This is a genomic window from Poritiphilus flavus (genome assembly GCF_009901585.1).
Taxonomy (GTDB): domain Bacteria; phylum Bacteroidota; class Bacteroidia; order Flavobacteriales; family Flavobacteriaceae; genus Poritiphilus; species Poritiphilus flavus.
Genome location: NZ_WXYO01000002.1, coordinates 540149 through 565406 on the forward strand (window position 1 = coordinate 540149; position 25258 = coordinate 565406).

The 25258-nt window shown below is 43.3% G+C and carries 18 protein-coding genes; 9 read left to right on the forward strand and 9 right to left on the reverse strand.

Features of this window, described 5'->3' with window-relative positions; translation table 11 throughout:
- Window positions 1-1362, forward strand: a complete 1362-nt coding sequence (locus GTQ38_RS05770) for an alginate export family protein (protein ID WP_161434522.1) — start codon at window positions 1-3, stop codon at window positions 1360-1362.
- Between the two features lie 20 nt (window positions 1363-1382).
- Here the strand turns inward: GTQ38_RS05770 and GTQ38_RS05775 are convergent, their stop codons facing one another.
- From GTQ38_RS05775 to GTQ38_RS05800, 6 genes are all read right to left on the reverse strand, one after another.
- On the reverse strand, window positions 1383-2489 hold the full coding sequence (locus GTQ38_RS05775; protein WP_161434523.1) for an MBL fold metallo-hydrolase: 1107 nt from the start codon (window positions 2487-2489) through the stop codon (window positions 1383-1385).
- Window positions 2490-2525: 36 nt separating this feature from the next.
- On the reverse strand, window positions 2526-3179 hold the full coding sequence (locus tag GTQ38_RS05780) for an NAD(P)H-binding protein (RefSeq protein ID WP_161434524.1): 654 nt from the start codon (window positions 3177-3179) through the stop codon (window positions 2526-2528).
- A gap of 4 nt (window positions 3180-3183) precedes the next feature.
- Window positions 3184-4092 carry a helix-turn-helix domain-containing protein gene (locus tag GTQ38_RS05785; protein ID WP_161434525.1) on the reverse strand — a complete coding sequence of 303 codons (909 nt, stop codon included), beginning with the start codon at window positions 4090-4092 and terminating at the stop codon, window positions 3184-3186.
- 26 nt (window positions 4093-4118) lie between these two features.
- On the reverse strand, window positions 4119-4901 hold the full coding sequence (locus GTQ38_RS05790; protein WP_161434526.1) for an SDR family NAD(P)-dependent oxidoreductase: 783 nt from the start codon (window positions 4899-4901) through the stop codon (window positions 4119-4121).
- 216 nt (window positions 4902-5117) lie between these two features.
- Complete coding sequence (locus GTQ38_RS05795) at window positions 5118-5972, reverse strand: ThuA domain-containing protein (RefSeq protein WP_238857808.1); 855 nt, start codon at window positions 5970-5972, stop codon at window positions 5118-5120.
- Window positions 5973-6023: 51 nt separating this feature from the next.
- Complete coding sequence (locus GTQ38_RS05800) at window positions 6024-9458, reverse strand: ThuA domain-containing protein (RefSeq protein ID WP_161434527.1); 3435 nt, start codon at window positions 9456-9458, stop codon at window positions 6024-6026.
- 117 nt (window positions 9459-9575) lie between these two features.
- On the opposite strand from GTQ38_RS05800, the gene GTQ38_RS05805 reads away from it, so the two are divergent.
- Window positions 9576-10349, forward strand: a complete 774-nt coding sequence (locus tag GTQ38_RS05805) for an NUDIX hydrolase (protein WP_161434528.1) — start codon at window positions 9576-9578, stop codon at window positions 10347-10349.
- Between the two features lie 48 nt (window positions 10350-10397).
- Here GTQ38_RS05805 and GTQ38_RS05810 read toward each other — a convergent pair whose 3' ends face one another.
- The 3 genes from GTQ38_RS05810 to GTQ38_RS05820 form a co-directional block, all read right to left on the reverse strand.
- Complete coding sequence (locus GTQ38_RS05810; protein ID WP_161434529.1) at window positions 10398-11768, reverse strand: sugar transferase; 1371 nt, start codon at window positions 11766-11768, stop codon at window positions 10398-10400.
- 251 nt (window positions 11769-12019) lie between these two features.
- Window positions 12020-14389, reverse strand: a complete 2370-nt coding sequence (locus tag GTQ38_RS05815) for a GumC family protein (RefSeq protein WP_161434530.1) — start codon at window positions 14387-14389, stop codon at window positions 12020-12022.
- A gap of 131 nt (window positions 14390-14520) precedes the next feature.
- Entirely contained in the window at window positions 14521-16482 is a 1962-nt protein-coding gene (locus GTQ38_RS05820; protein ID WP_161434531.1) for an SDR family NAD(P)-dependent oxidoreductase, read from the reverse strand.
- Between the two features lie 478 nt (window positions 16483-16960).
- Here GTQ38_RS05820 and gmd point away from each other — a divergent pair, with 478 nt between their 5' ends.
- The 7 genes from gmd (at window position 16961) to GTQ38_RS05855 (ending at window position 25220) form a co-directional block, all read left to right on the forward strand.
- Window positions 16961-18073, forward strand: coding sequence for a GDP-mannose 4,6-dehydratase (gene gmd / locus GTQ38_RS05825; protein WP_161434532.1), 1113 nt, complete (start codon window positions 16961-16963; stop codon window positions 18071-18073).
- Between the two features lies 1 nt (window position 18074).
- Window positions 18075-19172 carry a GDP-L-fucose synthase family protein gene (locus GTQ38_RS05830; protein WP_161434533.1) on the forward strand — a complete coding sequence of 366 codons (1098 nt, stop codon included), beginning with the start codon at window positions 18075-18077 and terminating at the stop codon, window positions 19170-19172.
- Window positions 19173-19232: 60 nt separating this feature from the next.
- The gene (locus tag GTQ38_RS05835) at window positions 19233-20717 is read left to right on the forward strand and encodes an MATE family efflux transporter (protein WP_161434534.1); all 1485 of its coding nucleotides are present in this window, start codon (window positions 19233-19235) and stop codon (window positions 20715-20717) included.
- Between the two features lie 6 nt (window positions 20718-20723).
- Entirely contained in the window at window positions 20724-21890 is a 1167-nt protein-coding gene (locus GTQ38_RS05840; protein WP_161434535.1) for a glycosyltransferase family A protein, read from the forward strand.
- Window positions 21891-22082: 192 nt separating this feature from the next.
- On the forward strand, window positions 22083-23243 hold the full coding sequence (locus GTQ38_RS05845; RefSeq protein WP_161434536.1) for a glycosyltransferase: 1161 nt from the start codon (window positions 22083-22085) through the stop codon (window positions 23241-23243).
- Window positions 23240-24469, forward strand: coding sequence for an O-antigen ligase family protein (locus GTQ38_RS05850; protein ID WP_161434537.1), 1230 nt, complete (start codon window positions 23240-23242; stop codon window positions 24467-24469). The genes GTQ38_RS05845 and GTQ38_RS05850 overlap by 4 nt, the downstream gene beginning before the upstream one ends.
- Window position 24470: 1 nt before the next feature.
- Window positions 24471-25220: a glycosyltransferase family 2 protein gene (locus tag GTQ38_RS05855; protein WP_161434538.1), complete on the forward strand. Its 750-nt coding sequence runs from the start codon at window positions 24471-24473 to the stop codon at window positions 25218-25220.
- Window positions 25221-25258: the final 38 nt, after the last annotated feature.

Consider the following 25258-nt stretch of genomic DNA (forward strand, 5'->3'; position numbering starts at 1 on the left):
ATGAAAGCCAGGTTTGCTGTAGTAGCGATATGTTTTATTTCAATGCTGGTCATCAGGGCGCAAGAGACCGTAGGAAATCAATTGGAATTCAGCTTGTTACGACAAAACGATGAGATTTTGATCTACCCTGCAGACAAGAACGGTCTTTATGAGAAGCTAAAGCAGTTACAGCTGGGCAAGCGGAGTACCCTAAGCTTCGGGGGTAGTTATCGTTTTCAGTCCGAAGCCTTTATCAACGAACAGTTTTCGGCTGAGCTGGACCAGGGGGATATCTGGTTCCTGAATCGATTTCAGTTTCACACCCACCTGAAGGTTGCGGAAAAACTGGAGCTGTTTGCCGAAATCAATTCGAGTTTGATCAGTAGTAAAGCAAACCTTTCACCAGTAGACCGGGATGATCTTGCAGTCAACCAGTTTTTTGCCCGATATATTTTTAATGACCAATGGAACTTACTTCTGGGCAGGCAAAATCTGAGATTGGGTAGCGGCCGCCTGGTGGATATACGAGAAGGACCTAACGTTCGCCTGTCATTTGATATGGCGCAATTGGAGTTTCAAAACCCGCAGACCAATGTCACAGCTTTCTATGCGGTTCCTGTACGCTTGGAGCAAGGTGTTTTTGACAATGATGCGTTGGATCTCCAGGAATCGGTAGCGGCGCTTTACTGGACCCAAAATTGGAATAAAAGCAACAGCACTGATGTATACGCCATATACAAGGAGGAGGAAGCCAAGACCTGGGATTCCGGTACGGCTGACGATAATCGACTTTCCTTAGGGTTAAGACATTTCGGTTCCCTGGGTAAGATTGCCTACAACAACGAGTTTGTGTATCAAACCGGTAGTTTTGGCAATCTGGATATAAGGGCCTGGACAGCGTCTTTCAATCTGGAGTATCCCATTGAGATCATGGGAAATAAGGGCGTAGTTGGATTGAAAACGGAGGTGATCAGTGGTGATAAGGACGCTGATGATGGTGTTTTAAACACCTTTGACGGCCTCTATCCCAGAGGAGCCTATTTTGGCAGGGTGGCGCGTATTGGCCCTTCCAATTTATTTGATATACATCCCTATGTCAATACCAATCTGGACAGGTTTTCCCTGGAATTGGACTATGTCGCTTTCTGGCGTTTCTCACGGGAGGATGGCGTATATGGCCCTCCTTTGAATCTGCAATATCCATCAGACAATACCAGACGCTTTATCGGACATCAAATAGGAACAATTACGTCTTTTGCTGTCAATAGATCTATCAGTCTGGAATTGGAGACCAACCTGATATTTCCCGGAGATTTCCTGGCTGATAGCGGCCTGGACGATACGCTGTTCCACACGGTATTTACAGCGGAATTCAAATTTTAAAAGTCAGATAGCCCGCTTAGTTATTCCCACCATTTTACTCCGTTCTGCCCGGTAAATCCCAATTCGATCGGGGCTCCGATCTCCGGGGTCAAAACCGGGATGTTGAGCTCCTCAGCTTTTTTGATCACCCGGGTTACCGGATCGGTCCAGGAATGCAGGGCCAGCTTAAACGCGCCCCAATGGATGGGCATAATGAGCTTTGCCCTGACATCTACACCTGCTTGTGCCGTTTCTTCCGGAAACATATGGATATCCGGCCACATTTTGTTGTACTGCCCGCATTCGAGCATCGCAAAATCAAAAGGGCCGTATTTTTCTCCTATCTCCTTAAAATGGGTTGAATAGCCACTATCACCGCTAAAAAATATGCTTTCTGTAGACGATTTAATAACCCAGGAACTCCAAAGTGTGCTTTGCCTGTTGCTGAATTTTCTACCGGAAAAGTGCTGGGCCGGAGTACATGCAAATTGCAGATCCTTAAAGGTGACCTCCTGCCACCAGTCTAATTCTACAATGCTGGTTTTGGGAACATCCCAGGCTTCCAGGTGAACACCAACACCAAGGGGAACGTAAAACACATCTACCTTTTCCTTAAGTTCCCTGATCGATCCATAGTCCAGGTGGTCATAATGGTCATGTGAGATCAAAACTGCATCTATTTTAGGCAGTTTTGCAACTTCTATGGGCAGTTTATCGCTAAAGCGCCTGGCTCCCAGCCATGGATGGGGAGCCGGCACATCCCCGAACATGGGATCTATCAGCAAATTCTTTCCCTCCATCTGCAGTAAAAAGGCGGAATGTCCGAACCAGATCATGCGGGTTTTGGTATGGTTAGTGGCCAGGTCCATAGAATCTATTTCCTTTACCGCTATCTGCTTCTCCGGAGTCCCGTTTTCTACTTTGGTAAAGAAGAATTTTCGGGTCATTGTCAACATTTCCGAAAAACTCGGGTCCTTTGGAACATCTTTACTGGTATTCGCGAAAACCCCATTCTTAAACTGATTGGAACCTGTGTACTTCGATTTACGCTCATCGGAAAGATCCCCTCCAAAAGTGGGATAGAATTTGATAAAAAGTATCGAAGTAACAAGTACGAGCAGAAGCAATATTCCTAATGATAATAACATTCGCTTTAGATATTTAAGTAGTTTTTTCAATTTTTCCTATTTAAGCAGTTCAAGAATGTCCCTGTTCTCCAGAAATGTGGATGTAGCTCCGTTAATCCCTGCCAGGAACATAGCATGTCCCAGTTCAGTAGACCTGATAGAAGCGTTATTCCCGAAAAGGCGGATCAGGGGATATAAACGCCGGCTAATACGGTACATCAGATTAGGTTCTTTGCGTTTTTCCACCGGGTAAATGTAAGCCGGGCGAAAACTGAAAAAATTCAGGCCGGATTGCAGCAGGTGGTTTTCGGCCATGCCTTTATAGCGGGCGAAGGAGGTCCGGCTTTTTTCAGAGAGATCTGCTCCCGCGCCACTTAAGAAACAAAGTGTAACCCCGGGGCTTTCTGCTTTTAAGGCATCGGTAAATACGACGGTATAATCTACCGTTATCTTCCTGAAAATGTCGTCGGGCACCGCTCCAGTATAGACCCCAATACAGTAAAAGGCAACATCAATATCCCGGAAGTGATCGCGAATTGAAGTGTAATCCGTAAAATCTTCATGAATGATCTCCTTTAGCTTCGGGTGTTCCACTCCGGATTTTCTGCGTACAATGGAGGTAACGGATGCGATCTCTTCTGATTTCAGACAGTGGTCCAGAACAATACTACCGATCATTCCAGTAGCTCCTGTAATCAAAGCATTTTTCATTGACCTAGTTTTGCAACCTATACTTAACGGGACTCAGCCCTGTTCGTTTTTTAAAGAGCTTACTGAAATGCTGTGGGTATTCAAACCCCAGCTCATAGGCAATCTCACTCACCGATTCGGTAGTACCCAGCAATTTATTTTTTGCCCGGTTGATCACAAAGGCGTGAATGTGGTCTTTGGCGCTCTTGCCAGTTTCTTTTCTCAGCATATCGCTGAGGTAGTTGGGCGACATATGGAGCATTTCCCCGCAATATTTTACGGAAGGAAGACCGGATTCAAAAGGCTGGTCAGAGTTGTAGTAAGCCTTCAGCAGCTGCTCAAAATCAGCTACGTGATCCTGGTGCAGGTTGGCACGAACATAAAACTGACGGTCGTAATAGCGCAGACAATAGTCCAAAATGAGCTGAATATTCGTTATGATCAGTTTTTGACTGTGTTTATCCATGTTTTGATTGAACTCATTTTCAATTTTCAGGACCAGATCCGTCAGAATGGACTTTTCCTCATCGGATAAATGTAGAGCCTCATGAACTTCGTAGTCAAAAAAGGTATAGTTACCTATAGCTGATCCCAACTCAGACTTCCTTATGAGGTCTGGGTGAAACACCAGCATCCATCCCCTGGCATCTTCAGCTATCTTTTTATCTTCTGAGTAAAGTACCTGACCAGGCTTTGAAAATACCATGGTACCTTCCGAAAAATCGTAGGAGTTTCTTCCGTAACCCATAGAACCGCTTATACCATCTTTTAGAGAAACCATAAACAGATCCGTATTGAATTTCAATCCTTTGTACTGATCAAAATCCGGAAACTCTTTGGCCCACATTACCGAAACCAGGGGATGCTTAGGAGGGGGCATTCCAAATAGCTTTCTCGATTCTGCTATGGATCTGATATGAACTATTTCACTCATCTTTTAATCGCTTAAGGTCCTTAAAGTTAGGAATTAACTTCTTGCATCTTTCGAATTTGCTTTAACAGCATTTTCTTGGGTGTAAAAGGAATGGATTTCATCATCAGACTTTGGGCGACAGTAAGGCCCGATACCACATCTAACTTACCTTTTAGCATTCCGTCGTATCCGGCTTCCGCGACAGAGCGTGCACTCACCGTTTTTTCAAAAAGGTCCGTTTTGTCCATGCCTGATACCGCTGCAAATTCTGTTTCAGTGGCGCCCGGCATCAGCGTGGTTATGGTGACATTGGTATCGTACAGTTCTTCAGATATGGCGTTCCCGAGATAGGTAACGTAGGCCTTAGAGGCAAAGTATATCGCTTGCAAAGGGCCAGGGAGGAAACTGGCTGTAGAGGAAGTGTTCAGTATCTTTCCACTGTTCCTGGATACCATCCGGGGAAGAAAAAGGTACATCAGTTCCGTAAGGGAAACCATATTCAGGTTGATCATTTCCTGCTGCCTGGACCAGGGAAGCTCATGGAATTTTCCCCTTAAACCAAAACCAGCGTTGTTGATCAGGTATTTTACCTCAATGCCTGAGTTCGATATTTGCTCAAATAATGCCTGGGCTGCCCCTGCTTTGCTAAGGTCTTTGGCGATTGCGGTTACACGGATGCCATGCTGCTGTTCTAACTCTTTTTGTAATTCGGTCAGCTTTTCAATTCTGCGGGCTACTATAATGAGGTCTCCGCCCCGTTCGGCATGGATCCTTGCCAGTTCCAGACCTATTCCGCTACTTGCCCCTGTTACTAATGCTACTTCTTTCATGATACCTGCTTTATTTTAATTCTACAGCACAAAATTACGAGCAGCACAGGACCCATTTGTATACATTTTACAGAAGCATGTATACATTTTACATAATTAGGTATCAGGGAATATGTTGTGTATTAATGTTCGGATAAAGCAATTACAGCGCAAAATATAGCTTAGGTTATTCAGGGGCAGGTAGGGTGGTCAACTGGCCTGTATTGGAGCGAACGCTCAGAATTTTCCAGCCCATCGAATTGCATTACTGAGCATTTGAAGGTTTTCCGGAATATCGTATGCTGCTGCCTGATGTCCCAGGGCGGAATAGAAGGAACGGCCTTTGCCCACTTCTTTATACCAGGCAATGGGATGATCAGCACCCATACCAAAATCTTTGTCCGGAGCAAGCAGCGGAAGGCTGCCATTGGGGTCTATCCCGGATTCATCCAGCCTGTAAAGGACCTGGCAACCATTTTCCCTGGGATTGTTAAAGAATGTATACCATTCTTCCTCGTGGGTCCAAAGGGTTGGTAAACCCTCGGTTAGTACTGGATCTCCTTGCTCCAGGTGCATGTCCGCCGTTTGAAACTGAGGGTGTAAGGTATGATGAGAAAACTTGGCTCCAATTAGTGTGTTTTCGTACCAATCCCACTGATGCGAATCATCTCCCGCCGCATGAATACCTACAAAACCGCCGCCATTTTCAATATATTTTCGGAAGGCCGCCCTTTGGGTTTCATTCAGTACCTTACCACTGGTGTTATTCCAAATGACCACATCAAAAAACTGTAATTGTTCCTTGTTGAATACTGCCCCGTTGTCTGTGGTAAATAGTGACCAGCCATTGGCTTCCGCCATTTGAGCAAAAACTGGTAATGAAGCTTCAATTGCCTCCCCATGTCTGAAGCCATTGGTCTTTGAAAACAGAAGCACCGTCTTGCCGCTCAGATCCGAAGGCAAGTCCGGTGGATCGGTCTCATAGAAATTAAATCCATATTTCGCCTTGTAAATAAATAGTCCGAAAGCTATAAGACAAAGCAATAACAACCCAAGTAAGGAGAATGCTGCCATTTTGATTTTGCGTTTCATGACAATTGAATTGTGTTAATGTGGATACGATAGCCTATTCGGTTTGCAGCATCACTCATTGAGGAGCTCAAACCAGTCCAGCACCGTGATCAGATCGCCATCTTTGGCCTCTTCATTTTTAAAGATAATGTATAGATCTTGCTTCCCATTTATTTGTTTATTAAAGGGACTGCGGATCTCTTCCAACTTAAAGTCGGTCAGACCTACTTTCAATTCAAGACTGGAGATCAATTCGCCATCCAGTCCACCAAGCCGGAATTCTACATCACCGCCCTGGGTTATCCCTTTTACCAGCCCGTATCGGCCTCTTATGGCCTTAACTTCGCTGAGATCGATTTCCCGGAACATCAGGTAACTTCCCTTGGTACCCACCGCAATGGTCATATCTTCGTCTATTCCCGGTGTCTCGTCCGCATTTACAAAGAAAGTCATGGAAGACCCTTCGTCGCTGCTCTCAGCCTCCATATGCGGATACCGGAGGAGCAGGGTTTGCTTGGCAGTAAGAGGTTCTATATTCCCACCTCCTTTGTCAGTATAGCTCGCTGTTAATATATAAGAACCTTTGGTGTCTGAATTGCGGTGTTCCTCACTGCTATAGCTACCTTTTACGGGGTATTTTGAAGGGTTTCCGGATTGGCCCTGCTCTGAAAGAGAAAGGATGTACTTCACCATTTGATCAACATCTGACTGTGAAAGCCCGGGGTGAGCCGCCATTGGAGTCTCCCCCCAATTGCCACCACCTCCGTTTACGATCTTATCCGCCAGTAATGCCGCTGCTGAATTATCCAAAGCATATCTATCCGCAATAGCCTGGTAGGAGGGGCCTATGGACTTTTCTTTTTCTTTATGGCAGGCCATACAATCCGACGCATCCATTAGTCCTTTTCCGATGGAGGCATAAGCGTTATCCGCCAGATCAGCATGACTCTTCGCAGCCGCTACCTGGTCATTGCCCTCCGGAAGATAATCAAAGGATACCAGCACATCTGAGGCGTTTAGGGTACCCTCTTTCAAACTACCGTCTTCCGCATCGCTTACATGGATCTGGTAGGCGATGTCCACTGCTTTACCAGGCCAGTAAAAGTCACTGTTACCCCTGGTAATCTCCCAAGAAAGTTGCGGCAGTTCATTACCGACAATGATCTGGGTTTCCGTCTCCGCGACGTTTCCCTCTTCATCCTCAACCTTAAGTTTCACAGTGAATTTGCCAGAGGCCTCAAAAGTATAAGCGGTTTCGGATTCCGTGGAACTGGCATCAGATTCGCCAAAATCCCATTGATAGCTCAGCTGGTCCCCATCATAATCAATGGAGTTACGTCCGGAAAAATTAACAGTAAGCGGAGTTGCACCAATAGCTTTATCCGTTGTGATCCTGGCCAGGGGAATGCGGTTGCCCTTGGTAAACTCAATACGGGAAAGCGTGGCATCCACATTTTGGGAAAACCAGCCTGAGCCGTATTCTAAAATATACAGCGCCCCATCAGGACCAAATACCATATCTATGACATTGTGAAGTGCCATATTGGGTACGATCCGTGTGAGCTTGTCCAAATCTCCATCCTCGGTCATCGTAACAGCGAAGATCCATCCGCGCATCCAGTCGTAGATCAATAGCTTACCGTCAAAATAATCGGGAAACTTCCGACCGCTCTCGGGGTAGTCATCAGTGTAGAATACAGGCCCTGCCATGGCGTTCCGGGATCCGGTTCCCAGGGCGGGAAATTCTTCAGAAACGGAGTAGGGGTAATAGATCATGGCTGGTTGTGCCGGAGGCAGATCCTGCATTCCGGTGTTATTCGGAGAATTGTTTTGCGGTTTGTCGGGGTTGAAGGCGGCGCCTGAAGTATTAGTTGCAAAGTTATAAGCGTGATATACCTTGTTATCGGCAATAAAGTAGGGCCAACCGTAGTTTCCTGCCTGTCTCGCCTGGTTTACCTCGTCATAACCCATAACCCCAAGTGAGAGGGAGTCTTTGCTGGCATCCGGACCGACCTCTCCCCAATAAAGGTATCCGGTACGGGAATCTATGGAAATACGGTATGGATTCCGATTACCCATTACGTAGATCTCAGGCCGTCCTTTGGGATTGTCCTTTCCAAACAGATTGCCCTCGGGAATGCTATAGGTACCATCCGCCTCGGGCTTTATCCTGAGGATTTTCCCTCGTAGGTCGTTGGTATTTGCGGCCGACTTTTGAGCGTCCCAAGGGGCGCGTCCGTCGCGTTCATCGATAGGAGCAAATCCATTGGAAGCATGTGGGTTTGTGTTGTCCCCGGTGGAAAGGAAGAGGTTCCCATTCGGACCAAATTCCAGAGATCCACCGGAATGACAGCATTCTTCTCTTTGGGCTTTCACCTCCAGCAGTACTTTTTCAGATCCCAGATCCAGCGTATAGTCTTTTAGAACAAATCTGGAGAGCTTTTGTACGGCTTGCTCGCCGGGATCGGAATAGTAAAGGTATACCCAATTATTTGTGGCATATTCCGGATCCAGGGCCATGCCCAAAAGACCATCCTCCAGTCCGGAGAAGACCTCTAGCCGGGCAATGACACTGTCCCTGGCGGTCTCCAGGTCATAAATATGCACAGTTCCTTTGCGTTCAATAAAGAGGATCTTGTTCTGATCCAAAAAGTCGAGCTCCATGGGTTCTGCCAGATTCTGGGTGAAAGTAACCTTGGAAAAGCGATTCTCTTCCGGGACCACCTCTGCATAAGCCTTGCTGTAATCTATCAGCGAGCCGGGCCCTATGGCATATCGTATCCCACCTAAAAGATGGCTTAGGAAAAGTGGATCCGCATATTGTTCCTTCGTATGGCCTAACCCGGTATAGAAAGAGCGGCCCCCATCGTATTCCTTATACCAGGCTATGGGGTGATTGCTGCCATTGGTACCTCCGGTATAGGTAGACTCATCAATGGTCAGCAGTACCTTGTTTCCGGGATAAATGGATTTGAAATTGTACCACTCATCCGGAGTTTTCCAGCTCTGCGGAAGGGAATCGGTTGCCTGATGATTAGGATTGGTAACATGTACAACCCCTTCCTGTACATTGGGGTCCAAGGGGTGACTATCAAAATAAGCCCCAACCATTTCCCCATACCACGGCCAGCCGTATTCCGTATCGGCTGCGGCATGTACACCCACAAAGCCGCCTCCAGCCTGAATGAATCGCTCTACCTGGCTCTGCTGAACCGGATCTAAAACATCACTGGTAGTATTCAGGAATACGATCACCTGGAAATCTTTTAAATAGGCCTCGTTAAACTGTTGGGCGTCTTCAGTGGCTTCAACGATGAAGTTATGTTGAACCCCCAATTTCCTGATGGCCTCTATTCCTGTTTCAATGGACTCGTGGCGATAGCCGGCGGTTTTGGAAAAGACCAATACTTTAATATCGTTCGTGCTAGCACGAAAGACAAAGAAATAGGCAGCCGTTATCAACAGTACTATTACAGCCAGAATGGAAAGGAGTATCTTTTTTCTCATGTCAGAAATATCAAAAAGGAATAGTTGAGTGAAAATCACTCAAAAGTAAAAATAATTTTGAAACATTGAGTGTTTTTTACTCATTATCTTATTTTTGTATCTAAATCCGCTACAAGAATGTCCGAAATCCATGCAGATATCCTGGCCTCCATACGGGAAGACATCCCAAAGTTCATCCCGCAGCTTTCCGTAAATTGCATGATCTTCAGATTTTGCGATCAAAAGTTACAAGTATCAGTAGTTCAGCCGATTAACAGTGACTTTTGGGTGCTTCCCGGTGGTTTTGTCTACCAGGATGAGAGCATAGATGAGGCAGCCAGGCGGACTATTTTAGAACAAACCGAAGTAGCAGACCTGATCCTTAGCCAATTCGGGACTTATGGTCAGGCAGATCGCAATTTTAAGGAAGAGTTTTCAGCTTTTGCCGAATCCGTTTTTGCTCCGGATATCTATGAATGGCTTTCTAATCGCTTCGTTACTATAGGATACTATAGCATATTGGGAGACCTGACCATCAAACTCAGGAAAAATCCTTTGTTTGAAAAGGTTGAATGGATGAATATTGATGACATTGGGCAACTGGCGCTGGATCATACGGAACTTGTTATGGAGGCCCGTAAGGTTATGGCCAGGGAACTGTTGAGCAAGCCGCTGTTGTTGAGCTTTATACCGGATACTTTTACTATTCCCGAACTGCAGAAGCTCTATGAGGAAATTCTGGGAAGGTCTGTAGATCGTGGAAACTTCAGGCAAAAGATGCTGAAGTCGAATAGCCTGATTAAGATCGGACCAAGCAAAGCAAAGACTAAAAGTCGCCCTCCAGACCTATACAAACTGGACCGGAAAAATTATCTCCGGTCCCTGTCTGAAAATTTTAAATTTGGCTTTTGATGCTGTTACTTCCAAATCCTTAGTAAAAAAGAAGATCTGCACAAATGTTTATACCCCTCTTGAAAAAAGGACTGTAGATACCGTTTTGAAGATGATCTTCAGGTCAATGATAACGGATTTGTTCTTGATATAAAACAAGTCGTATTCCAGCTTGGCGATAGAATCCTCGAGATTCTCCCCGTATTTGAACTTTACCTGCGCCCAGCCTGTAATTCCGGGTTTGATAAGGTGTCGTACGTTATACAATGGGGTAGTGGCCTTTAGCTGGTCCACAAAGACCTTTCGCTCGGGTCGCGGGCCGATAAACTGCATATCTCCGCGAATTATCGAAAGGATCTGAGGGAGTTCATCCACCCGATACCTTCGCAGGATACGGCCAAAGGCGGTAATCCGTGCATCGTTCTTTTGCGCCATTTTGGCCCCTGCTTTTTCCGCGTTGACCACCATGGACCTGAATTTGAATATTTTGAATTCCTTCCCGTTCTTACCTACCCTGTACTGGGTGTAGAACAACGGCCCTCTGTTGAAAAAGAGGTTCAATATGATCACAAAGGGCAGGACCAGCAGGAAAACCAGGCTGATAAAAAAGCAGAAAAGGAAGTTTATCACAAAACTCACCATAGACTGCAGGTAGCGTATCCTTTTGCTCTGCAAGTGAAGCATTTCATAGAAACTGTCATTTCTTGATTTTATGGGAAGCGCTTCGTAAACATTTTCGTAGAAAGAGGTAAAGGTGAGCAGTTCTTTCCCTTCTATCATGGCATTTAAGAGCCGGCCTTCAACGTTAAGGGGGAGATCGTCGTAGTTTCGGATATTGACGATCCAGGTGTTAATATCATTTTTCTGGGCGAGGAATTTCTCGTTGAATTCAGAGACGTTTTTTTCAATGGAATAGGTCCCGGCAACATTGTAAAAGGTCTCAAAATCCTCCCCGTTTATCTTATTGATATCACTGTTTAGCGTTCTGCCTGTTTCGCTGTCGTAAATGTAAAATACCTTTTTTTCAATGTGTACGATCTTGAAGACGGATTCAAAGAACATTCTCCAGATAAAGAATTGGAGCGGGGTAGAGATCAGGAATAGCAGTAGTGATTTCCTCCAAAAGCCTAAATCGAACAGAAGTATGGCAAAAACCACTATGGAAATGGAGAATAGTATTGCCGTTACAACAGACTTGGTAATGGCCGCCCCGGAATTGGAGCTTACTTTTTCTATGTTATAGCTTTCCAGCACATAGGCGTAGGTAAGATAAAAAAGAAACCCCAGGCTTATCAGAATGGACTTAGCGAAAAAGTCCAGATTCTCCTGGTCCACCGCCTTGTTAATGAACAGACCAAGCGCCAGACCAATGATGAAAAGGTCGCCCAACAGTAAAATGAACTTGCGTTCATTCTTATTTAAAATTGCCGAATCTGCCATTCGTTAATTTTTAGTGGGGAGCGCAATAATACAATATTTTTTTGGCCGCCGGAACTCCTCAACTTTAAATTAGTTCAATAGGTTAAAAACCCGATAAACTCCCATAAAATAAGGCACTACAATTGGCCGCGCTCCCGTGTTGTTTCTATGTTCTTTTTATTCAAAAAGCATATCTACGACACATGCCAAATAGGGATATCTATCCCATTTTTCAAAAGTCCGCAGTAAGAAAGTTTGGGGGATGTTACGGTTTAGAAACTAAACCATTTTTTCTTTTTTTGTGCATAACCATAGCCGTACTTACCATAGTAGCCCAGATCGGATTTCTTAACACCGTTAACGATAAATGAAAGATTGTTCAGTTTGTCTTCACGTTTTAACCTGATGGGATACTCCAGCAGCTTTAATTCCGTGCTTCCGGCTTTTGACACGTATATGGTATGGTCTGCAAATTTACTGATGCGAAGGGTGTCCGATACCATCATCATAGGTGCGGTATCCAATATTACATAATCATATTTCCTGGAAACCTCTTCGATGAGTTGTTCCATCCTGGCGCTTCTGAGTAATTCAGCCGGGTTGGGTGGTATCTTGCCTGAATATATAAGATCTATGGTCTCCGTATGTACCAGCACAGGATGTGTGATGTCTTCCACTGTGACGTCCTTGTCATACAAATACTCTGTTAATCCCGGGGTGCCTGGTTTTTTCTTGGACCTGTAGATGTTCTGATCCGAAAAGAAATTGGTGATCTGGGGATTCCGGATATCAGCCCCGATCAACAACACCCTGCTGTCAATACCTGCAAGGGTCATGGAAAGGTTAGACGACACAAAGGTTTTACCTTCTCCAGGCACACTTGAAGTAATAAAAACAACATTGTGCTTGTTGTTGGTTCCATTTTGTAGCACATAATCCAGGTTGGTCGCAATGATCCTGAAGGATTCGGCCAGGGCGGAACGGTCGTGTTTTTTTATAGATCGCTGGTCCTGCTTTTTGGTTTTCGGCACTTCACCCAAAACCGGGATATCACCTACCAATTTTTCAAGGCTTAGCCTGTTGTGAACTTTATTGTCAATAAGATTGTGTATGAATATGGTAGAAAATGGTATCAATACCGAGAATAGAACAGCTCCCAGGTAAATAATTTTTGGCTTGGGAGAAGTAGGAAACTCGCTCGGAGCATAGGCCAGGTCAATAACTTTGGATTTCGGTTTTGAGGAAGCATAGGCGATTTGTGCTTCTTCACGTTTTTGCAATAGATACAGGTACAGGGATTCTGTAGTTTCCTGTTTTCTGGTAATATCACGTAAAGCCCTTTGATTTTTGGGAGCGGAATATATGCGGTAATTCAATCTGGACTGTTGCTGGTTCAGCCCGCTGGCCTGAAGGTTTAGGTTGTCTATCATCCCTTCCAGACTGGACTGCATGATCCTTTTCAAACCGGTAATCTCCTGGTCGAGATTTACTATAATAGGGTTTTTTTCATTAGAGCTCTTGAGTAACCGATTTCTTTCAGCGATCAACTGGTTGTATTTGGTGGTCGCGTTCGCTATGGTAGGATCGGACAAACCGATATTCGAAGGAAGCAACCCAAAATCCGTTTCATTGTCTACTATGCCCTTCATACTCTCAGCAATGTTTAGTTGGGTATTGACATTGCTAAGCTCTCTTTGTGTGCTTGCACTCACATTTAGATTGATATTAGATTCCGATTCTATATTGGTAAGCCCTCTAAGGGTTCGCAGGTCTTCTTCGGATTCGTCAACATCGGCAAGGTTTTCATAGATAGATGATATCCTTTCCTCAATAAAATTGGAAGTTTTGTCCGCCACGGCTTTTCGGTCCGCTATCCCGTTTTCATTGTAGACATTAACTAATTCTGTGAGAATATCAATGGCTTTTTGTTGTACCGGATCATTATAAGAAAGGTTGAGTACATTGGATACCTTATCGGCGGGTTTGATCAATACTTTTTCCCGATATTCTTCGGCGAGTCTGGAGACCGGTCTTACCTCTATCCTGAGGTTTTCCCCCTTGAATTGTTTAAAGTATTCCGAGTTGGGGGTGATTACGACCTCCCCAAGCGGTGTGACAACGTTTTTTCCATATGCTATGGTCTGAGGTGAACCGTTTTCTGAACCTCTATACCTAAAGGTCGCCTCGGTGTCCAGTTCAACATAAAAGTCGATTTCCTTATTGTTGATTACGGAATCAGGTGAAATAAAGTTAAGCTGAATAGGACTGTTAGGGTATATTTCACTGTTCTTGATATTTCCCAGGTGTACGATCCGGATATTCGTCTTGAGTCTATTGACCACTTCAATAAAATTGGATCTGGAATTAATGATCTCAATTTCATCTTCTACTACATTCTCTTCTCCGGTCAACAGATCCATCTCGTTAAAAATATTCAACTCCTGGCCAGCTCCGCGCTCGGGCAGTATTTGGATCTTGGCCTTGGCCGCATACTTCTTGGTAGCGTACCTCAGGTAAACGTAGGAACAGGATATACCCAAAGCTATCGCGAGTGCAAACCATATCCAATGTTTGGTATATCTGCGGACGACCTCCTTATAGTCTGGAAGTTCTGCTAGTTGATTTCTTGAATATTCCTCCATAGATCTAGGTAATTCGCCGGGCTGCGAAATTAATTCATTTTAAATAATTTCTGGGGGTAAATGAAATCGAGGTGATCGGCATAAACAACAAAAGTATTACGATATTCCGTATAAAACAATAGGAATATTGCCTATCCTTCCAGTCTGGTAACCGTAAATGAATACGGGTCGTGAATGGTATTGCTTATTTCAGGTTTGTTCGCCTTGGCATACCGGTCTGAATGGCTCCTGTAATGCAGAATGTTGTCCATCAAGATGGTAACATTCTTGTTAAAGAACATGTTTTCCAGGCATAGCTCATTAATCTTATCTTTCATCTGGCTACGATCAAACTGGTCTTCGCATCTGAAGATCAAGCGTTCGCTCTCGAGGATCGAAGTATCCTTTTTGGCCTGGAAAGGGTAAGGCATATTGCTCCAGGGGTAATCTTCTCTCTTGTTACCAATACTTATGTCGATATCCTTTTTGTATTCAAATTTTGAAAACCTTATGATCTGCCTGGCCAGGTCCATTTCCTTAATTCTTTCTCCCATCTTTACCGTTACTATATCACCCCCGTCTGCAGTAGCGATAGCCTGGGAAATTAGACCAACCAACTCGTTTACCGCGATGAATGAGGTTGTTGCCTCTTCATAGCTTACTTTTAAAGGGCCTCCATTGGCAAGCTGCGTCTTAAAGACATTTACCAGGGAGGATGGCGATTCCAATACATCGCCAAATCTAATATTAATAAAATCGGTTTCTTCCGAATCGTTATGGCAATTGAGGTAGATCTCACCTATTCGCTCAGAGGCCAGGGAATTCGCGAAATCATATCTTCTAAAATTCGAAGAAAGGTTCACGTACTTCTGAACCTTAGACCTTATGGCGAGTTCTGAGAGGATCTTATTTCCCAATACATTTAGCCTAAGCGCCTCATACAGGTTATCCTTGGTGAAATCGTAGATTTTATAACCGGTGGCATTGATCACTATATCCGGAGCGAATTCATTAAATACCTGCTGCATTCTTGGCTTGTCCAGGATATCGGCAAGGATCAGGGAGGTGTGACTCGCTTTTTTGCTGTTGAGCTCCTGCTTCAGATTAAACAAAGAATCATCTGATTTATCTAACATCAGGATGTGCTTGTAGCTGTATTTCATCAGGCGCTTTATGAGCTCTTTACCCACACAACCTCCTGCTCCAAGTACCAGGATTTTCTTGTTGCTGTAAAACAGAGCAAGATCCTTCTCTACAGCACAGCTGTTCTTTCTTTCCTTTGAATAGAGATCCTCAACCCTAAGCTCATCCATTCCCGATAATTGAAGGTCTGCTTCCTTTTTGCCAAGGTGTATACTTAGATCAGCGATTTTGACCTTAACGGGCAACTCTATCATTTTGGTCAGAAGTTCATTGACATTCGGGTCAAAATGACCCGCCTTTGCAACGATCATTTGGCTTATGCCGAATTCCTCAATGATTTCCTTGCTTAGGCTGTTTTTTGAAATTACAGGGATCTGAGACTGAATCCGCTCATTGCTTTCGTCAATAAAAACAACGCCGGCAACAATGTAATCTTCCTGATACGTTCTTTCAAAGGCCGAAATAAAATCGTCTGCCTGTCTGCCCGTGGAAACCAATAACACCTTAATGGCCGGATTTAGTTTCTCCTTACTGCCCTGATAGGCTTTTCTATATAAGTATCTGGAGGCCACAAGGGCCGCAAAACTCAAGAAACTATGTACAATTATTATGGATAGCGGTATCAGGAAACTATTGTCACTGTCCATCACAACGCTGCCGTGCACGACAATCAAAACAATAGTCAAAACGTTTGCCAGGCAAATCGCGTTGAAAATTTTGTATACCTCAGTTACCCTATCGTACTTCACAAAACCCTTGCTGGTACCTATAGCTAAAAAGATAAGGCAGGAGATAGCAATAATAACCGGTAATTGAATAAGCATTTTATCCCCCCGGAGTTCCGGCCAGATAGAAGTGCAAATGCCGTAGGAAGCTATGAACGACACCGCGGTTAGTATGATGTCGATAATAAAAATGAGGCCAACAGAATTAACCCTCTGAGTTATTGTTCTCCGTTTGTTTTTGGTCATAGTGTCGGTTTTCGATCTTAACGAAGGTTGTGTCATTCAGGTGCCAAAAATAAGTCGCTAAATGATGTGATGGTTTATTTTAATCCTATTTTATCATTAAAATTTTTTTAACCCGTTTTTATTATTAAAAATTGAAATTACACGCTTAAATATTAAAAGAAAAGTTTCTCTGTTTTAATTCGACGTAACCTGTAAATATTCGGTAAACTACTTATGTATTAGTAGAAATCAGCGTTCTTAGTGATTAATTGTGAGGCGCTTAGGGCGATAGCTGAGTAGTGGGCAATTCAGAAACTATAAGAACGTATCAGATAGGAGCTTCTTTACTAAATATACAAAAAAATTGAAAACTAATTTTCGATTTAACCTTAGTTTGTCCATAATTTTTGCGTTTTAAAGAATTTTAAATTGGATTTACAATTGTTAAAAAATAATGCGTCATATTTGCTTGAAATTACTATCCTAAACCACACAACACATGAAAAAATGTCTGATAACCGGTATTACCGGCCAGGACGGAGCATACCTCGCAGAGTTTCTGCTCAAAAAAGGTTATGAGGTGCACGGACTAAAAAGGCGATCATCCCTCTTTAATACAGATCGGATAGACCACTTGTATCAGGACCCTCACGTGGAAAATCGAAACCTTTGGCTGCACTACGGAGATATGACTGACAGTACCAACCTGATCAGGCTCATCCAGGAGATCCAACCTGATGAGATCTATAACCTGGCTGCCATGAGTCATGTGCAGGTATCTTTTGAAACTCCGGAATATACCGCAAATGCTGATGGTATAGGAACATTGCGCATTTTGGATGCCGTAAGGTTCCTGGGACTGGAAAAGAAAACCAGGATCTACCAGGCCTCCACTTCCGAGCTCTATGGTAAGGTGCAGGAAGTACCTCAATCAGAGACTACACCTTTCTATCCCAGAAGTCCGTATGCCGTCGCGAAAATGTACGCCTACTGGATCACGGTGAATTACAGGGAGGCCTACAATATGTTCGCTTGTAACGGGATCTTATTCAATCACGAATCTCCAATACGCGGAGAAACCTTTGTGACCAGGAAGATAACCCGGGCTACTTCCAGGATAGCTCTTGGACTACAGGAAAAAGTATTCCTGGGAAATCTGGATGCTCAAAGGGACTGGGGGCATGCCAAGGATTATATCAGGATGATGTGGATGATCTTACAGGCAGACGAGCCTGAAGACTGGGTAATTGCAACAGGGAAGACCACGGCTGTCAGGGATTTTGTGCGCATGAGCTTTGCAGAAGTGGGAATGGAAATTGAGTTCAAGGGTGAAGGCGTAAACGAAAAAGGATATGTAAGCGCTTGCAACGACCCGAAATATCAGTTGGAGATTGGCAAAGAAGTGGTAGCGGTTGATCCGCGTTATTTCAGACCCACTGAAGTTGACTTGCTCATTGGAGATCCTACAAAGGCTAACCAAAAGCTTGGATGGAAACCGGAATACGACCTGGAAGCTCTTGTAAAAGATATGATGCAGAGCGATCTGAAGCTGATGCAGAAAGATAACTACCTTAAAGAAGGAGGCTATCGTATCATGAATTACTTCGAATAAGATGGACAAAAATGCTAAGATCTACATCGCGGGACACCGTGGATTGGTGGGAAGCGCAATACTTAAAAGCCTAAAGAGTAAAGGCTATTCGAATTTCGTCTTTAGAACACATTCCGAGCTGGACTTATCCAATACCAAAGCCGTATCGGAATTCTTTGAGAAGGAAAAACCGGAATATGTATTTCTTGCGGCAGCCAAGGTGGGTGGTATTGTGGCCAACAACATCTACAGGGCTGAGTTTATCTATGAAAACCTGATGATCCAGAATAATGTGATCCATCAAAGCTACCTTCACGGTGTTAAAAAACTGCTTTTTCTGGGAAGTACCTGTATTTATCCGAGAGCATGCCCTCAACCCATGAAGGAAGACTATTTGCTTACTGATGTTCTGGAATATACGAATGAACCTTATGCGATTGCCAAAATAGCAGGGATCAAGCTTTGCGAGAGTTATAACCTTCAATACGGAACAAACTATATCTCTGTGATGCCCACGAATCTCTACGGGCCGAATGACAATTTTGACCTGGAGAAATCGCATGTGCTTCCGGCCTTGATCCGGAAGATGCATTTGGGCAAATCCCTGGAAGAAGGAAATTGGGAGGCCGTAAGGGAAGATCTGGATAAGCTCCCCATAGGATCCGTTAACGGGAAAGCCAGTGAAAAGGAAATTCTGGAGGTCTTGCAGTCCTACGGGATTCAACAAACAGGGAATACGGTACGCGTAGAGATCTGGGGAAGTGGAAAGCCCATGAGGGAATTCCTTTGGTCTGAAGATATGGCTGACGCCTGTGTTTTTATCATGCAAAACAGGGATTTTAAAGATACCTATAGGCTGGAAAACAAGGAGATCCGCAATACCCATATCAATATCGGAACAGGAAAGGACATAAGCATAAAAGAACTGGCAGACCTTATAAAGAAGGTCGTAGGGTTTAAGGGAGAACTCTTCTTTAACTCCGAAAAACCCGACGGTACCATGAAAAAACTCACAGATGTCTCCAAGCTTCACGGGATGGGTTGGAGTCATAAAGTGGAACTCGGAGAAGGAGTTGAGAGGATGTACTCATGGTATGCGGATAAGGTTCTAAATCACTAGGATTTGACTCTTCAAGGAGGTAATAGGATAATTTTCAATACTGGCATTTTATATGCCAAAATGTTCGTTACCATCCTGATATCCCTATATGCAACAAGGCTTATACTGAGCGCTTTAGGTGCTGAAGACTACGGTATCTACGTTGTAATCGGGGGTATTATTGCCATGCTTGGATTTCTCAATACCACGATGGCCACCTCTACCCAACGGTATTTGTCCTTTAGTATGGGCAAAAATGAAAAGGAGGAAGTAAAGCGGGTCTTTGCCAACAGCCTTATACTTCACCTTTTTTTGAGCGTGATCCTGGTTGTTGTTTTTGAAGTTTTCGGTCAGTATCTGCTTGCACAAAAGCTTACCATAAGCCCCGAAAGGTTAGAAGCTGCAAGATTGTTATTTCACCTTGTGGTCGCTTCAACATTTGTGACCATCATATCCGTTCCGTTTGACGGGCTTCTCAACGCCAAGGAAAATATGATCGTAATATCGATCATTAGTATTGTTGACAGTGTGTTGCGGTTGGCCATAGCCTACAGCCTCCTCTTTTACGCTAACGATGCCTTGATCCTGTTTGGATTTCTCATGTTGATCAGGGCAATCTTTATCGCATTTCTAAAAAGGGCGTACTGCAGGCGAAAATACGCTCAGGAATGCAAGGTTCATCTGAAGACCTATTACCGGAAAAAGACCATACGGGAGCTTTACTCTTTCGCGGGATGGAACTTAATTGGCATATTGGCCTATATTTTTCGCAATCAGGGGATCGCGGTTGTTTTGAATTTATTTTTCAACACCGTGGTTATTGCCGCATATGGGATCGCCAATCAGATTAATACCCAATTGAGGACGTTTTCCGGGGCGATGATCCAGGCCATCCAACCACAAATAGTGAAAGATGAAAGCAGCGGAGATAGGGATAGAATGATAAGGCTTTCAATACTTTCAAGTCGGTTTGCCTTTTATATTTTCGCCTTTATAGCCCTTCCGTTATTTCTGCAAATGGAATTTGTGCTACAAATTTGGTTAGAAGAAGTTCCGCCAAACACAGTCATCTTTTGCAAACTGGTCCTGGCTTTTACCCTAATACAACAGTTTAGATTGGGGATTACCATAGCCAGTCATGCCGTTGGGAATATCAAGGAATACCAGTTCTACACTGCTCCTATGCAACTACTGACATTACCAATAGGATATCTTGTATTGAAGCTTGGATATGCTTCGTATTCCATTTTGTGGGTTACGCTTATTATAGAAGTGGTCACGGTTGTCCTAAATATTGTTTTCTTTAAAAAGCTGACAAAGTATAAGCCGGCAGAATTTGTAAAAAGGGTGATTATAAATTGTCTGCTGTCATTGGGTATAGTGGCCGGTGGAATGTATGTTTTGGATATCTTCTTTTTGAATAGCCTTGAAGAACTTCCGAGGTTTCTTATTATTGTTCCACTAACGGCGATTTCCTATGCATTAGCAGTTTACGTCGTCAGTTTTAATAGATCAGAAAAGCAGAAAGTGCGTTTAGTAATCGGAAAATTGGTTTTTCGTAAATAAGACAAAATGAAGCCAGCAATTGTAGTTGTAGCGTACAACAGGCCAGATTCACTGAAGCATCTGCTGGATACTATTGCCAGGGCGGAATACCCGGATGCTGATGTTCCCCTCGTCATCAGCATAGACTATACTGAGGGTGAAAAGCATGAAGAGGTAGTCCGTGTCGCTAAGGATTTCATTTGGGATTTTGGAACTAAGAAGATCATAGAGCATCGTGAAAATATTGGCCTTAGAAACCATATTCTGTTTTGCGGTGATCTGACAAGCCAGTACGGTTCGGTAATCATACTGGAAGATGATCTAAGAGTTGCAACAGGCTATTACGAATATGCCTCTGCAGCTTCCAAATTCTATTACGATGTAGCCGAGGTAGCGGGAATATCACTATATGCTTATGAATACGAGGAGTTGGGCTGGTACAGGTTTTACCCCAAAAACATAGGCGGTGATACCTATTTCATGCAATGGGCGGCGTCCTGGGGCCAATTATGGACAGATCAACAATGGAAGAAGTTCAGAAATTGGTATGTCCATGACATGGACCTTCAGTCCATCAATATTCCGGACGAGGTGAAAAACTGGAAGCACTCCTGGAAGAAATACTATATAGGCTACCTGGTTGAAAACGACCTCTATTATGTGTATCCGTATAGCTCATATACCACGGTTAGGGAATATGTGTCTGAGGAGTCGGGAACTCATCACAAAACTGAAATGCGGACCAACAATGTGGCGCTTTCAGAACGTATTATTAAAAGGAATTTCGCCTTTTCTGGTTTTGAACACGACATCATTAAATACGATGTCTTTTTTCAGCCGGTTAAGCAAAAGGTTTTTGTTAAGGAATTGAATAAGACCCTGGAATTAGAGTTCGATCTTTTTGGAACAAAGAAAGAAAAGAATATCCGTGCTGAATATTTAGTATCCACTAAAAGTATCCCGGATAAAGACCGTCTCGCGGCCTTTTCCAACAAACTCATTCCATATGAAGACAATTTGCTTCTATATGAAAAAGGGGATGTTTTTAAGCTGGGTCCCAAAAGCTCATTTCATTACGGTGAAAAGAGTTTCTTAAGACGGGGAAAAACACTATATCACATGAGGAAGATCTATGCGATGAAGGAGATGTTGTTGGCATTTGTTTACCGCTTATTGCACAAAGTTACGGGTTAGTTGAAGGTCCCGGGAACTTTAGTGTCTCTAAGCTGTTTGAAGCAAGTTAGATGTATTTTAAACTGAGTTAAAAATGTACCATGTTTACGCGCTTTGCCGAGTAATATTTGTTGATTAATCAGATTATAAGGCAGTCGACTAAAGCAATAGAAACCGTAAATGTGGTATCACAGAAAATGAGTGCAAGTAATTATGAGTATAGTACTCTTTGATCCGGATTACTCCGGACATCATTCGGAATATATAAGTCATTTGGTTGATTTTCTAACAGAAAATGACCTCCAAACAACTTATCATCTTGTAGTACCCCCTGATTTCAAGTCCCAGTTTACGGACATAACCCGGAAATCAGAGGGTTCTGAAAACATCCATTGGCACTATTTGAAGGAGGAAGAAATCGAAAGCCTGGAAAATCTCTCTATGATGAAAAGGTCCTTTGTAGAGTACCGCCTAATGTGTAAATATGCGGAACAGCTTAGGGCAACAACGGTCCATCTGCTCTATTTTAATACCTTTCAGCTTGCGCTTGCATTCAAGAGGCCAAATTTCAGTATACGCGGTATCCTTTTTCAGCAATATACGCGTATGCCTAAAAATGGCCTGAAAAATCGACTGAAGTATTATAGAAAATGGTTGACAACCAAGGCATATTGCCTCAATCCCAGGATAGAGCGGGTATATATCCTCAACGATTCAAAAACGGTAGACGTCCTAAACAAAAAATTCGATACTTCAATATTCGCTGTATTGCCAGACCCTGTACCGATAATTGAACCTTTGGAAGGATTCGATATTTACGGATATTACAATATACCATCGCACAAGAAGATCATACTTCACTTTGGTACCCTGGCAAACAGAAAAGGATCGTTTGAGATTGTGGATTCCCTTCAGTATCTGAATGGAGAACACAGGAAGGGGTTAACAATTTTGATGGTTGGAAAACCGGAGGATGAGAGCACCAAAAACCTACTCGAACAGAAGATCTCAACACAAACGAACGAGGATTCATCACTTGTGATCATGGATAGCAAATTTGTTTCCAATGCACAAATGAAAAGCTTGTTCAATCAGTGTTACGCGGTACTTATGCCGTATAAAAACCCGGAAGCCTCAAGTGGTATTTTAGGGCACGCCATTGCCTCAAAAAAGCCTGTTATCATTACGGGAGAGGGGCTGCTAAAAGAATTGGTCGAAGAGAGCGGTAATGGCCTGTTCCTGGATCGGATTACCCCCAGGCAAATCGCCAAAGGCATAGAGGGGATAGATAGTATCGGTAAGGAGAATTCGGATAACGAAAAATACCTGTCAGATCATACACCTTACGAATTTGCAAAAACGGTATTAAATTGAAAAACAGAGGACATAACAAATTTCTCGTTTCTTTTCTGGAGAAAAACGTGGCCTTTGTGTCCTTTTTTGTTTACAGTGGGTATTACGCGCTTCTGGCCATAATTATTGCCGTATTGGGTGCAGATTCTTCCCGACTGGTATCCGTGCCAATTCGCCTGCTTACCACTGTAATAATGGTGTTAGTTATAGTTTTTACCAGCTTTTACTTTAAGGAAAAATCCTCAAAACGAAAGAGTATTTATTATTTCGTCTTCTTTGTTTTTTGGATGTTGTACATACTTAAGCTGTTGTACCATTACAGTGCGGATTACCCTTTACGATCCAGTTGGATCGAGTATCTCTTATATGCTGTTAATTTTAGCATATTGCCTTTTGTGATGTTTTCAACCATATCCTTTGAGAAGTACAAAAGGATCATAATTAACAGCATCATTTTTTCAGGTTTTGTCATGGGTGCGACTACCTTGTACCTGTATAAGGATCTTTTGACCTTGGGAATTGGTCTTAGGTCTGCTATTTCCTTGGAAAAGTTTGGGGACGCCCTTAGCCCGCTTGCGTTGTCTTACGCCAGTGTACTTACGCTGATACTCTGCATGTACAAACTGCTTTTTGGAGTGGTGGGTAAAAAATGGGAATACGTATACCTGTACATGACCATAGTTTTTTCTTTGGCCATGTTCTTGTTTGGGGCATCAAGAGGGTCTATTTTGGCTTTTGCGTTTAGTCTGGTCTACCTGATAGCTCAATCAAATTTGGTTGTCAAGATCAAAACGGTATTGAGCCTGGTATTAGCCACACCGCTTTTTTTATGGGGTGTTGAATTTACAGGAAGCAGCATACTTCAAAGAACTTCTAATTCCGTAGAGTCCGGAACAACCGGGAGAGAACGTTTATGGATAGACGCCTGGACTGAATTCTTGAACTATCCCTTTCTGGGGAATAGGATAGAAATTGGTTATCACCCTCACAACATTTTTATGGAAACCTTAATGGGTATGGGCCTGGTTGGCTTCATAATCCTCGTGGCGATGGTATTTATAACTATTTCCGGAATGTTTAAGTTACCCAAAGTGAATAGGGATTATATATGGGTCTCCTTAATATTTATTCAGGGAATTTGTCAGAGCTTATTCTCAGGATCAATAGTTACGGCAACATTGGTCTTCTTCCCAATGAGCATAATACTGGCAAATCTATCTAAAACGTATTTCTCAAGACCGAAATAAGATGAAAGTATCGGTAATAACAGTCTGTTACAACAGCGAAAAGACAGTAGAATCAACCATAAGATCGGTAGAAAATCAAACCTATTCAGATATTGAGTATATCGTAGTGGACGGCAAATCCAAAGATGGGACACTAGCTATCGTAAAAAAATATCCACATGTAGTCACCAAATGGGTCTCTGAACCCGACAACGGTCTCTACGATGCTATGAATAAGGGTATTGAGATGGCGACCGGGGATGTAGTAGCCTTGATCAATTCGGATGACCTGTTCAGCGATGACTATGCCCTTGAAAAAGTAATGAACGTGTTCAGGAAAAATCCGGAATTGGACTCCGTATACGCGGATCTGTACTACGTTGCCCAAGATGATATTGACAACATCGTCAGAAGGTGGAAAACAGGAAAAAGAAAAAGCTTTAGATCCGGTTGGCATCCTGCCCACCCTACATTTTATTTAAAAAGGGAAGTATATGAAAAGTATGGGCTGTTTAACCTGGATTTTAAACTAGCGGCGGATTTTGAAATTATGCTCCGTTTCCTTGAAAAATATGCCATCTCTACACATTACCTCGAAGAGTACTTAGTAAAGATGAGGCTGGGTGGGGCTACCAACAATAGTATTAAGAATATTATTGATGGAAATATGGAGTGTTTAAAGGCGTACAAGATCAATGACCTAAAAGTAAACAGAGTCCTCTATCCTTTCTTTAGGACAGTACCCAAATTATTGCAGTTCACCAGGACATAAATCATGTCTGAGAAAGACTTTTTATAATAAAGCGAAAG